Here is a 12,450-nt window from a genome sequence, read left to right as displayed (position 1 = left end):
CCACGGACGTCAAGCTCGCCACATAACCCCAGCAGGCCCGAACCACCCCAAACCCAACCTGGGCGCCTTGACGAAAGACATAGAGGCACCCCCCGCCGACACCGAGAGCCCGCGCGCCGAATCGGGCCTGCGCGCGCACTGGTTCGCGGTGTCCTGCCGCCCGACCAATGTGGCGCGGACCCTGGCCCAGCTGCCCGCGTATCTGGCGACGGCGGACGACCACGGCGTACAGGTGCCCCAGTACGCCGACGCGGAGATCGTCACCTCCCTCACCGGAGGCCACGGCGTCGCGCTGCGGATACGTACCGGCTACCCGTCCGACGGGACGGTGACCGTACGGATCGACCGCTCCCCGGACCGCCCGTGGACCGTGTCGCTGCGCGTCCCCGCCTGGACGGCGGGCGCCACGGCGTGGCTGGTCGACCCGGACGGGGCCCGCCGTCCAGGCGCCCCGGGCACCGCTGCGGTCCCCCGCGCCTTCCGGCCCGGTGACGAGATACGGCTCGAACTGCCCATGGCGCCACGCTGGATCGGGGCCGACCCGCGTATTGACGCGGTACGCGGCACGGTGGCCGTCCGGCGCGGGCCGCTGGTGTACTGCGCCGAGTCGGTGGATCTGCCGGCGGGACACGAGACCGACGCGATGCTGGTGGACGTGTCCACCGAGCCGGCGGACGGCCCCGGTGGTACGGGCGCCACCGTCGTCGTCGCCGGGGAACTCACCGCACACTCCACACCGCCCGAAGTGCCCTGGCCGTACGAGCCGCTCGGCCCTCCCCGCGCCCCGGCGCCCGCCGAACCCACGGAGATCGTCCTGGTGCCCTACCACTCCTGGGCGAACCGAGGCCCCTCGACGATGCGGGTGTGGCTGCCGGCCACGGAACCGGACAGCGCCGCCCCGGGGAGGTGGCCGCGTGCGGACCGCCGCCGTCGCCCCGTGGCGGGCGCCGCACCCCCTGCCGCCGACGACTGACGATCGGAGTCAGAGAATGCCCCAACCTCCCACCCGGCGCGGCCTGTTGCGGCTCGCCGTCGCGACCTCGGGCCGCTGCGTACGGGAGGTACGCGCCCTCGCCGACTGCCGGCCGGCCGAGGGGCCGCTGACCCGGACCGAGCGCGACCGTGTTGTCACGGCCGCGCTCGGCGCGGATCTGAGACCGTGAGGGACGGGCGTAACCCGCTTGTCAGCAGGTGGAGTTGGTCTGCGTAAGCAGCCCGAGCCGCCACGGCAGACTGTTGTAGTCACCGCCCGCGCCGGGGGACAGCCCCTGGTACAGGTATTGGAGCCTGCAGGAGTTGATGGTCAGCGTCTGGTCGTTGCGGGCGCGGATCAGCTCGCCGTGGCTGATGTCCGTGGTCCAGGTGCCCGAGGGGAAGGAGACGTTGGTCGAGCGGGCGAACGGGTTGCTCTCGGACTCGGCGAGTGGAGTCCATGAGCCGGCGATGCTGTTCGAGGTCCAGGAGCGGAAGTAGCGCCGCCCGTTCGATCCGATCGCCTCGACGAGCAGCAGATACTGGTTGGTGTCCTGCACTCGGTAGACGTTGGCGGCTTCGTACAGGGCGTACCGGTTGGAGTCCTGGGCCGCGATGACGGTGTTGGTGAACCCGTTCGGGAACTGGGCCATGGTCGTCTGCGAGCGGTACAGATGCCCGTTGTCGTCGGAGGAGAACAGATAGCAGTTGGCGCTGTCACAGATCACCCACATGTCCACCCATCCGCCGTTGCCCATGTTGTCGGCGATGATGTCCGGGATCGACGGGTAGAAGTGGCGCGGAGCGCTCCAGCCGTTCGGGTTGCCGATGTCGGGGTTGGTGGAGTACGAGGCGTTGCCGGTCTGGTACACCAGGTACCAGGTCTGCTGCGGTGCGAAGTAGAACACCTGGGGCGCGGCCCGGTATCCGGTGCCGATGGCGCTCCGGTCCAGGTAGTGGTGGGTGGCCGAGGCCGCCTGGGACCAGTCGGTGAAGCTCAGGTACACCATGTTGTACCCGGCGGCGTTGGCGACGGTGGCAAATACGTGCCACTTGCCGTTGTGGTAGACCACCGACGGGTCCTTGAGCCCGTCGATGGTGTGGGTCGCGTCCGACTTCGGGGAGAGCAGGATGTTGCTGGAGTTCCAGGTGAAGCTGGTGGGCAGCGCGGCGGCGGTGTTCCGCGCCGAGACGGCGGACGCGGGCACGGCGGCGGACGCGGGCACGGCAGCCGAAGCGAGCGCGGCGGCGTCCGAGGCAGGCGCGGCGGTGGCGGCCAGCGCGGACATGACCGACTGGTAGGCCGGCTTCTTGGCGCCGTTGCCGTCGAACAGCAGCGGATTCTGCCCGGTACGCCAGGAGTCGGTGTCCCGGATGCCCCACACAGTGATGCCGGTGCAGCGCGCGACGTTCCGGCAGGCCTTCACCGCGTTGGCGTACGCGGTCGTCGACGCCTGCGCGATGTCCAGCTCGGTGATCTGGACATCGACACCGAGGGCGGCGAAGTTGGACAGGGTCGTCTGGAAACTCGACGGCGGGCCGCCGGCTGCGAAATGGGCCTGGAAACCGACGCAGTCGATGGGCACGCCCCGTGCCTTGAAGTCGCGGACCATGCGGTAGACACCCTGGGTCTTGGCGTCGCTCCAGTTCTCGATGTTGTAGTCGTTGTAGCAGAGCTTGGCGGCGGAGTCGGCCGATCGCGCGGTGCGGAAGGCCTCCTCGATATAGCCGCTGCCCAGCACGTTCCGGAAGACGGAGGCGCGCTGCTCGCCGCTGGTGCCGTCGGCGAACGCCTCGTTGACCACGTCCCAGGAGTGGATCTTGCCTCTGAAGTGCGCCATCGAGGTGGTGATGTGGTTGTTCATCACACTGCGCAGTGTGCCGGCGTCGGTGATCCCGCCGACCCAGCCGGGCAGCTGGGAGTGCCACACCAGCGTGTGTCCGCGTACGCGCTGTCCGCGTGCCGTGGCGTGGTTGACGATCCGGTCGGCGGCGGTGAAGTCGAACGAGCCGCGGGACCGCTCGATGGCGTCCCACTTCATCTCGTTCTCCGGGGTGACCATGTTGAACTCGCGGTTCAGGATCGTCGCGTAGGTGGTGTCGGTGAGCTTGCCGGCGGCCACGGCCGTCCCGAAGTACCGCCCGGACTCGGCGGCTTGGGCACCCAGGGTGGTGGCCAGGACGGAGGCACCGCCGGGCGCCCGGTCGGGGCCGGTCGCGGCGGTCGCGGTCCCGGTCGCCACCAGCGCGGCGGTGGCCAGCAGGGCCACCGCCGAGGTCCGGCGACGACTGCGTCGGTTCAGACGCCGTGCGGGTGACATCATGCGAAGCTCCCAGAGGAGGACGGGGCTCGCCGCACGTACACCAGTGTGTCTCACAGATCCGGCACGGTGGCGTGTGGGGGGAGCCGGTGCGGATGACGCGGGGTGCTGTGGTGCCCGGTCCGCGCGGTGTGCGCGGACCGCTCGGGACAGGCGATGTCCGATATCCCGAACATCAGTCGACTCTTGGGCGTTCTGGATAATAGGAGACTCACCGAAGGTGTCAATGCTTCAGGCGCCGGAGGACCCGAACAGGCCGTCGTCGCCGAAGGCGAGCGCGGCGAAGTGTTCGCCGATGCGGCGGTGTGCGGCGGCGTCCGGGTGGAGCCGGTCGGGCAGGGGCAGTTCGGCGAAGTCCTTCTCGCCGTACAGTTCGCGGCCGTCGAGATAGTGCAGGTTCGGGTCGTCGGCCGCCCGTCGCGCGACGATACGGGACAGTTCCTCCCGGATGACACGGAGCGTCAGCCGGGTGCGGTCCGAGGGGTCGCCCGAGGCACGGAACAGCAGCTTCCCGGCGTCGAGTTCGCTGAAGTCCGGCGCGGAGGGGCCGGGGGTGTCCTCGTGGATGGGGCACAGGACGGGCGAGACGACCAGCAACGGTGTGGTGGGGTGGCCCTCGCGGATCGTGTCGAGGAAGCCGTGCACCGCCGGACCGAACGCGCGCGGCCGCATCAGATCGGTGTTGACCAGGTTGATGCCGACCTTGACGCTGATCAGGTCCGCAGGGGTGTCCCGCAGGGTGCGGGCGATGAACGGGTCGAGCAGGGCGCTGCCGCCGAAGCCCAGGTTGACCAGTTCCACACCGCCGAGGGAGGCGGCCAGCGCGGGCCAGGTCGTGGTGGGGCTCTCGGCGTCGGAGCCGTGGCTGATCGAACTGCCGTGGTGCAGCCACACCCTGCGGCCGTGGTCCGGCGCCGGCTCGACCGGGGCGTCGGTGCGCAGGGCGACCAGCTCGGTGATCTCCCGGTACGTCAGCCAGATCTCGACGTCCTTCCGCCCTGCGGGCAGCCCGGCGAACCGGACGGAGCCGACCGGGCCGGGCTGGGTGACGGCGGATCCGGTGGCCATGTCCACCGTCAGGACATGGCCACCGGAGGCGGTGGCACGACCGGCGGGACGGCCGTCGACGAGCAGGTCGTACACCCCGTCGGGACGGGGCGGGGCGCCCTCGTACACCGTCCTGGTGGGGAGCACGTCCAGCTCGACGCGGGTGGCGCGGGTGCGGAAGACCACGCGTACGCCGGAGGGCTGGGCCTCGGCCATGGCCAGCTGCCCGTCGGGGATCTGCCGGCGGGCCCACGCGGGCAGCCGGTGCGGCAGCACACCGTGTTCGGTACGCTCCAGATCGAGGGCGCCGCGCAGGATGGCCGAGGTGATGGGCGTGGTGATCCAGTCGGCCGTGTCGGTGTTCTCGTCCTCCGGGCCGGGGACGTCGTTGTTGAGCGGGGAGTTCATGACTCCCAGTCTGACGACCGGACGTGTGATCCGCACAGGGCTTTCCGGGTGCGCCGCTCCCGTACGATCGGCGCTCCGGTCGCCCCGTTCCCCACAGCCGTCGTCTCAGGGGCCGTTGTCCACGACCAGGGCGGCGACGTGATCGGTCACCGTGTCGAGGATGCCCGGCCAGGCCGCGTCCTGGCCGAGGGCGAGGAAGAGTTCAGGGTGAGTCCGTCGGTCATGGCCGCCAGATAGCGGGCCAGCACCGGGACGGGGACACGGAGTTCGAACGTCATGGTGGCGCGGAGCCGTTCGATGAGTTCGGTGTAGGTGTCGGAGTACAGCTCGTACTGGCGCCGGGCCAGATGCTCGAACCCCGGCTGGCGCAGGGCGTACTGCGTGAGTTCATAGGTGAGCAGGTGTTCGCCGGGGTGGGCGGACACATGGTCCCCGTACGCGTCGAAGCCGGCCCGCAGGCTCTCGGCGAGTGTGGCCTGCGGCCGGATCGCCTCCCGCACCACCACGACGTACTGCTCGGTGATGGCCGCGAAGACCGACTCCAGCAGGGCCTGTTTGGAGTCGAAGCAGTAGTGGAAGACGCTCAGCGACACCCCGGCCTCGGCGGCGATGGACCGGGTCGTCGTCCTCGGGACACCGTCGCGGGTCATCACGCGGATCGCCGCCTTGGTGAGCTGCCGGCGCCGGTCGGCGAGAGGCATCCGGGCCATGCGGATCCCCCTCTTTCTCGTGTCCCGCCGGAAAAGGCCGCGGGGCGGGCCGGATCAGGAGAGCTGATCCGGCCCGCCCCGCACCTGGACACTGCCCGGGCGCCCGTCAGCTGCTGTAGACGCCCACCTCGCGCAAGGAGTACCCCCACTCGGTGCCGCGCTGCACCCCGTGAACGCGTACGTAGCGGGCCGGGGTGCCGGTGAACCGCGCCGTGTCCAGCCCGCCGTCCCCGGTCTCCGTGGACCAGACCGACCGCCAGTTCGTACCGTCGGTGGACAGCTCGACGCGGTACGCCTTCCCGTAGGCGCGCTCCCAGTCGAGGGTGACGCGCTTGACCAGGCCGGTCGACTTGAGGTCGAGCGTGAGCGACTGGTCGTCGCTCCAGTCGCTCGCCCAGCGGGTGGCGATGTCGCCGTCCACCGCCCGGCCCGGCGCGTAACTCGTGAACGCGCTCCACTCCGCCGAACTGGCCGTGGCGGACGAGCCCGTGGCGAGATTCACCGCGGCTTCGTGGCCCTCGGAGGCGCCCCAGGTGCGGAGGTAGGACTCGGCGCCCCGGAACAGGTCGTCCACCACCTCCTGGCCGCCCACCAGCCGGATGTCCTCCACCCAGTCCGGCACCAGACCGTAGTGCGCGGCGCCGTCGGTGTTGAGGTCCCAGGTGCGCTCGCCGGTGGTCTGCCGGTCGATGACGGTGGTGCCGTCGGCGCCGACGAAGGGGTACCGCACAGGGTTGGAGGTGTCCGCGCCCCGTGGCGCGGGCCAGCCGCCGACGCCGTTCATGTCGGTGCCGTAGCCGTAGCCCACGCCGTACTTGTCGCGCAGCGCCTCCGTACGCTTCGCCTCCTTGCCGAAGTCCTCGGAGCCGTGCATGTACTGGGCGATGAAGCCGCCGAGCCGGTAGACCCGCTCGGTCCAGCCGAGATCCATCCAGCTGTGTGAGGAGAGCACACCGGGGTACGACTCGGATTCGAGGATGTCCAGCGCCCGGCCGGTGGCCTTGACGCTCATGTGGTCGATCTCCAGCATCATCTTGCGTTTCATCATGCCGCGCAGCGCGTACTCGCCGAGATCGGTGAGACCCCGGGTGTTGCACTGCGCGTCGGCGGAGTACGAGGGGACCTCCACCCCGTCCGGGAGCCGCTTCTCCGCCTCGGTGGCCGCCGCCCCGCCGATGGGGTTGTCGTGCTGCGGGCCCTTGCAGGTCTCGGTCTGCCAGAAGGTGCCGGTCGACAGGAACTGGCCCACGTTGATCGCCGTACCGAGGCCGCCCTCGTCGTAGCGGACCCCGCACAGGGCGTTGTCGAACTTGTGGCACAGGAACATGCTGCGCACGCCGAGCCGGTGCAGCTCGTCCAGACCGCGGTCGATGTCTGCCTTGCCGCACTGCGCGATGTCCAGGACCTGTTTGCAGCCGAAGGGTTCGGAGGTCTCGACGCCCAGGATCACGGCGAGCTTGCCCTGCTGGATGACCGAGCGGGCCTGCGCGGAGTCGGTGACGATCCGGAACCAGCCCTTGCCGGGACCGCCGTACATCGTGTCGACGTAGGACTGGAGGTCGTACGTCTTCTTCGCCTGGAGGCGGATGGAGGTCATCTCGTCGCAGTCGCGGTCCTTGAAGAAGTAGACCGAGCAGATCACACCGTTGGTGACGAGGTCGTTGACGAGCACCCGCTGGCCGCCGCGCCAGGCGCGTTCGACCCAGGCGTAGTAGTTCTGCTGGTGGGTCAGCGAGTCATGGGCGGGCCAGTCCTTGAACGTCGGCCAGCCGTCCGGGTCGTGCTTGCCGTCGCCGCCCTTCGTGATGAAGTCGAAGACCGCGAGCGAACCGTCGGGGTAGTGCTCGGGACAGTCCTTGAGCGCGTCGGCGATCCCCTTCTCGGAGAACGTCTTCCCGCAGATCAGCCGACCGCCGAAGGCCTCGTTGGCCATCAGGTGGTTGTGCGCGTCGACGAAGCCCCTTACCCGTCCCTGGGCGTCGGTCCCGGTGAAGGGCTCGCCCGTGACACCGATCCGGGAGTCGGGCGCGGGCCGCGCGGTGGGCTCCCACCAGCTGCCGTCGGCCGAGGCGCCGGGTGCGGGGCCCAGGAGCAGGGTGACGAGGGCGAGGAGGGACGACAAAAGGGCGATACGCCTTCGTCTGTGGTGGGGTCGCGGGGGCATCGTCATCACTCACGCCTTCGGCCGGCAGGTCGGGGAGGGGGGCTGCCCGTCCCGGGGGTGGCGACACCGTGCGGCGGCATTGTCATGAACCCGTGGGGACGGTGTGTCGAGAATCGCGGCTTCCCGTGATCGGAGTCAAGAGTCCGGGACGCCTGACCTGATGGTTCGCCCTTCGGTCAACATGACGGAGGTGGAGGGGAGATGAGGCGCCGCGCACCGGTCCAAGGGCGCAGGCCGCCGTCCGGCCCCATCGGCGCCCCGGCCCCGGGCGCCTTCCCGGCCACCGGCGGGGGCGTCAGCCCGGATCGGTCAGGGGGAGCCGGTCGCCGGTCGCACCGACTTCGAGGGTCGGGTAGTCGGGGTGTGTGAAGTAGTGGTGTACGTAGATCTGTTCCGCCCACGGTGGGTCGAAGGGGAGGAAGGGACGCAGCCCCAGGACCCGGCTGATCGCGCGGTCGTCGTGCGCGGCGTTGAACTCGGCCATCGCCGCCGCCTCGCCGATCTCCGCGATCGTGCCGGGCAGATCGTCGAGGTAGCACGTCACCCGGGGCAGCAGCCGGCCGTGGCCCCGGCCGCGGAAGAGAGCGAGGGCGGAGACCGTGGAGGAGTAGTAGTCCAGGTCGAACGAGACGAAGCCCACCGGATGCGTACGGAGCGTGTGCGCGTGGGAGTCGAGATAGCGCGGTACGGTCTCGGCGACATCGCCGATCAGTACGTCCGCCGTTCCGCCGAGCCGGGAGAGCAGCCGGGCGCGGTCCATCGGATAGAAGCCCGCGCCGAACAGATAGGGCAGGTCCCGTACGTCCTTGCCGGGCGGCAGCCCGTCGCTCGCGTCGAAGCCCACGACCCTGACCTCGACCCCGGTGGCCCGCGCGTAGTAGCGGGCGTGCCGGGCCAGGGCGAGCAGCCCGTTGCCGCCCGCGACACCGAACTCCACGAGGGTGACCCCCGGCAGCCCGAGGCGGGCGGCGGACTCGGTGGCGCGGCGTACCCCGTAGGCGTAGTGCGGCCGCTCGACCAGCCCGAACCGGTAGGCGGCGTCCGGGCCGACGCCGAGCGTCCGGCGCAGTAACCGGGTCATCGCCGCGTGCCGGGTACCGGACTTCGACCAGTCCCACAGCACATCCGCCCAGCCGCCACGGGGGGAGATCCCGTACGGGTGGCCCTTCTGCGCCGTAGACCGTGCCGAACGCCGGGTACTTCTGTGCATGTGGCCTCCTCGGGTACACCCATCGGTCCGATGACAGCCAGGCATACCCCGACCACGGCGCCCGCGAATCCCCACGATGGTGGTGAATTGATGACCACGGCTCGGGCCGCGCGCCCCTTCGGGCGGACGGTGGGCGGCCGGTCCGCCGCCCGCCCGCTCTCCCGGCCCGGTGAATTGCCGGTGTCGGAAACTCCTGAGGTGATCAGGTGGGCGCGAGGGCGCGAAGATGGCCCCATGGCGAACAGTTCTGGATGGATGCGAAGAGTGGCGCGGGTACGGCGGCAGCCGTCCGGCCGCGCGGTGGTGGCGGGCATAGACATGGGGGACGGCCGGTGAGCGCGCCTCTTTACCAGTTGAAGGCGGAGTTCTTCAAGACGCTCGGGCATCCGGTGCGCATCCGCGTACTGGAGCTGCTGAGCGAGCGGGAGCACGCGGTCGCGGAGATGCTCCCGGAGGTGGGTGTGGAGCCCGCACATCTGTCGCAGCAACTCGCGGTCCTGCGCCGGGCCAACCTGGTCGTCACCCGCCGGGAGGGCTCGGCCGTCCACTACTCGCTGACCAGCGCGGAGGTCGCCGAACTGCTGAGGGTCGCGCGGACGATCCTGTCCGGGGTGCTGGCGGGCCAGGCCGAACTGCTGGCCGATCTGCGCGCCGCCGACCCCGGCGCGGGCCGTTGTGACGGGTGACCGGAGGTGCCATCAAGTTCGTTGCATCCCACCGGAGTTGCGAAAATCTTCAAGTCGGCAGATAAGTAAGTTGCCATCCCATAGGATCGGCAGGTGAATGGTTCGGGTCGCTGGTCCTCGATCATGAGGAGCTTTCCGTTACGGGCCGCCCGGAGGTTCTTCCCGGGTGACCAGGTCCGTACCGAGGCCCGGCCGCTGACGCGACCGAGAGGGCGGGAGTTCATGGCGAGCACGGATGTGGCGCTGAAGGAAGCGATGATGATCGAGGGAGCCGTCGGCGTCGCTCTCGTCGACTACACCAGCGGGATGGCGCTGGGGACGCTCGGAGGCGGCAACGACCTGGACCTCAATGTCGCAGCCGCCGGCAACACCGAGGTCGTACGGGCCAAGATCCGCGCCCTGAAGGTCCTCGGCATCGACGACACCGTCGAGGACATCCTGATCACCCTCAAGGGCCAGTACCACCTGCTGCGACTGCTCTCGGGGCCGTCCACCCAGGGGCTGTTCCTGTATCTCGTGCTGGACCGGGGGCGCGCCAATCTGGCCATGGCGCGCCACCGGTTGAAGCGGATCGAGAACGACATCGAGGTCTAGACCCCGCTCGTCCCCCGGACCAGGCCCGGTACGGCAGGGTCAGGCCCGGTCCTCGCCCGGCGCGTAGGCGGGGGACTCCCGGCGCGCGTGGGGAATCGCGGCGAGCGGCGCCGTGGGCAGGTCCCACTCCAGCGGATGCGGGCCGGAGCCGCCGCTCACCCGCTGAACGGCCGGGTCGGTCAGGTCGATCAGGTACGCGCGCGGGCTGCCCGCGCGCACCCACCGCGCGTGGACGTCCTCCACGGCCTCCCAGATATCGCGCGGCCCGGTGCGCTCCACCGTCCAGGCTCCGCCGTCGGCGCGTACGACCACACCGGAGCCGTCGCCCGGGGTGCGCAGGGTGATCGCGGGGTCCGCCGTGTCGCGTACGACACCGGGCAGGGTGTGCCCGACCGCCAGCCAGAATCCTGACTCCGCGGCGGGCGGTGCGAACGTGCTCGTACGGACCGCGACAGGCCCCTCCGGGGCCCGCGCGGGCAGGGCGGCAGGCTCAGGGCCCCGGCCCGGCCGGTGGCCCGGGGGGACCGGACGCAGTACGGCCGTCAGCGCGCCGCCCGAGCGGTGGACGTCCGCGCGCGCGGGCCAGCCCGCGCACCCCGTGGTGACCGGGGCCAGCAACAGCCCGCCGTCCGCGAGCTGCTCCAGCAGGGCGCCGGGCAGACAGCGGACCGCGAACGACAGCAGGATCCGGTCGAAACGCTCCCCGGGGCAGCCGGCCGGAGCGTCGCCGTGCACCAGGCGCGGCCGGTGTCCGAGGAGCGCGAGGCCCGTACGGGCGGCGCCGGCCAGCAGCGCGTCGGTCTCGACCGTGGTGACCGCCGTGTCCCCGAGGAGCTCGCACAGCGCCGCCGTGACCAGCCCCGGCCCCGTACCCGCCTCCAGCACCCGGTGTCCGGGGCGCGGCCCCAGGTCCTGGAGCCCGGTGACGGCGGTGGCCAGGCCGGTGGACCTCCCCGTGAAACCGCCGCCGGTCACCACCCGGCCGCGCTCCGGGCGGTCCAGGGGCTCGCCCCGGTGCTGGACCAGCACCGGGCCACCGTCATGGATCCGCTCCAGCCACTCCTCCCGGTCCCGGGCGTCCGCGCCGTCCAGGAGCTGCCATGCCTCCGGCCCGTCGGGCGCGCCGGGGCGCGGGACGTAGCAGCGCGGGAGCAGCACCTCCCGTCGGATCGCCAGCAGCGCGCGGCGCACCCGCGGATCGGTCAGCACCCCGGCGGACTCCAGCCGTTCGACCATCCCGGCGCGCGCCCGCGCCGCCCGCTCCCGGGTGGTCGCCCCGTCGGGGACCGCCACCGGCACCCCGTCGTCCAGCGTGCGCACACCGCCCGAGGCGAGGGCGCCGAGCCCGGCCGCCAGCCGCCCGGCGACCGGGGCGGGCAGGCACCGTACGGCCTCGTCCGGCTCCAGCCAGCGAGCCCGGTGCTGCCCGCCGTCGCGCACCAGCTCCCCGGCCCGCTCCGCAGTCGGTACGGGCGCGGCGAAGAGCAGGCAGGTCAGGGCCCGGCGAGGCGCCGTCCACGGCGCCGGGGAAGCCTCGGGGGAGACGCCCGGTGAGGCGTCCACCGCCAGCAGCCGGCCCACCGGCCCCGCCACCCCCAGCTCCGCCAGCACGCGGCCGGCCGCCCGCGCCGGGGTCTCGTCGGCCGCCACCCGCCCGCCCGGCAGACCGGGCCCCTCCCGATGGCCCGGGTCGAGCACGAGCACCCGCCCGGCCGGGTCGGTGACCAGCACGGCGACGGCCGTCAACGGCGCGGGCAGCAGCGCGCGGCGGTCGTCCTCGTGGCCGGGCGGCCGGTGACCGTCGCGCAGTACCTCGGTGTGCGCACCCCGCTCGGCGTCCAGCGCGGCGGCCAGCCTGCGGCGCAGCGGCGCGGGCAGCAGCCCCAGCGCCTCCGGCGGGCGGAAGAAGCCCGCCTCGCGGATCTCGCAGTCCTGGAGCGTCATCGTCGCCGCGCCCCCGTCCGCCGCGCCCCGGACCCGGCCCGCGTAGACGAAGGACAGGACGGTACGCCCGTACACCTCGGCCGGGATCGTGTCGACCACCAGCAGCCTGCCGACCTCGACCGTCAGTCCCAGCTCCTCGTCCAGCTCACGGGCGAGCGCGAGCACCGGCTCCTCGTCCTCCAGCATGCCGCCCGGCAGGTCCCAGCCGTCCTTGTACACCGGGTCGACCAGCAGGATCCGGCCCTCGGCGTCACGGATCAGGGCGTCGGCGCACGCGGCGGGCGCGGCATGTTCCGCCAGATAGCTCGCGAGCTCCGGATCGGGCTCGCGGACACGGTCGGGGGAGCGGGGCACAGTCACGGGATCCTCCGGGTCGGGCGGGTCGTCACGATCT

Annotated in this window: 9 protein-coding genes and 1 pseudogene; 4 read left to right on the top strand and 6 right to left on the bottom strand. The window is 71.7% G+C overall.

Annotated features, from left to right (window positions below):
* Positions 1-67: 67 nt before the first annotated feature.
* Positions 68-973: a hypothetical protein gene (locus tag ACIP8W_RS29855; protein WP_402205448.1), complete on the top strand. Its 906-nt coding sequence runs from the start codon at positions 68-70 to the stop codon at positions 971-973.
* Between the two features lie 16 nt (positions 974-989).
* Positions 990-1,163 carry a hypothetical protein gene (locus ACIP8W_RS29850; protein WP_402205446.1) on the top strand — a complete coding sequence of 58 codons (174 nt, stop codon included), beginning with the start codon at positions 990-992 and terminating at the stop codon, positions 1,161-1,163.
* 21 nt (positions 1,164-1,184) lie between these two features.
* Here ACIP8W_RS29850 and ACIP8W_RS29845 read toward each other — a convergent pair whose 3' ends face one another.
* The 5 genes and pseudogenes from ACIP8W_RS29845 to ACIP8W_RS29825 all read right to left on the bottom strand — a co-directional run bounded on the left by ACIP8W_RS29845 (position 1,185) and on the right by ACIP8W_RS29825 (position 8,832).
* Positions 1,185-3,293: a non-reducing end alpha-L-arabinofuranosidase family hydrolase gene (locus ACIP8W_RS29845; protein WP_401955895.1), complete on the bottom strand. Its 2,109-nt coding sequence runs from the start codon at positions 3,291-3,293 to the stop codon at positions 1,185-1,187.
* Between the two features lie 231 nt (positions 3,294-3,524).
* Positions 3,525-4,748, bottom strand: a complete 1,224-nt coding sequence (locus ACIP8W_RS29840; protein WP_402205444.1) for a GDSL-type esterase/lipase family protein — start codon at positions 4,746-4,748, stop codon at positions 3,525-3,527.
* A gap of 105 nt (positions 4,749-4,853) precedes the next feature.
* Positions 4,854-5,458: pseudogene (locus tag ACIP8W_RS29835) on the bottom strand (TetR/AcrR family transcriptional regulator).
* Positions 5,459-5,564: 106 nt separating this feature from the next.
* Complete coding sequence (locus ACIP8W_RS29830) at positions 5,565-7,628, bottom strand: discoidin domain-containing protein (RefSeq protein ID WP_402205442.1); 2,064 nt, start codon at positions 7,626-7,628, stop codon at positions 5,565-5,567.
* A gap of 289 nt (positions 7,629-7,917) precedes the next feature.
* Positions 7,918-8,832 carry a hypothetical protein gene (locus tag ACIP8W_RS29825; RefSeq protein WP_401955860.1) on the bottom strand — a complete coding sequence of 305 codons (915 nt, stop codon included), beginning with the start codon at positions 8,830-8,832 and terminating at the stop codon, positions 7,918-7,920.
* A 332-nt stretch (positions 8,833-9,164) separates the two neighbouring features.
* Here ACIP8W_RS29825 and ACIP8W_RS29820 point away from each other — a divergent pair, with 332 nt between their 5' ends.
* Together ACIP8W_RS29820 and ACIP8W_RS29815 are read left to right on the top strand one after the other, a co-directional pair.
* Positions 9,165-9,518: an ArsR/SmtB family transcription factor gene (locus ACIP8W_RS29820; RefSeq protein WP_401955861.1), complete on the top strand. Its 354-nt coding sequence runs from the start codon at positions 9,165-9,167 to the stop codon at positions 9,516-9,518.
* A 222-nt stretch (positions 9,519-9,740) separates the two neighbouring features.
* A complete protein-coding gene (locus tag ACIP8W_RS29815; RefSeq protein WP_401955862.1) occupies positions 9,741-10,112 on the top strand; it encodes a hypothetical protein in 372 nt (123 codons plus the stop codon).
* Positions 10,113-10,151: 39 nt separating this feature from the next.
* Here the strand turns inward: ACIP8W_RS29815 and ACIP8W_RS29810 are convergent, their stop codons facing one another.
* Positions 10,152-12,416, bottom strand: coding sequence for an NUDIX domain-containing protein (locus ACIP8W_RS29810; RefSeq protein ID WP_402205439.1), 2,265 nt, complete (start codon positions 12,414-12,416; stop codon positions 10,152-10,154).
* Positions 12,417-12,450: the final 34 nt, after the last annotated feature.

Source organism: Streptomyces sp. NPDC088554 (genome assembly GCF_044752945.1).
GTDB lineage: Bacteria > Actinomycetota > Actinomycetes > Streptomycetales > Streptomycetaceae > Streptomyces.
This window is presented reverse-complemented; position numbering and strand designations above follow the sequence as displayed.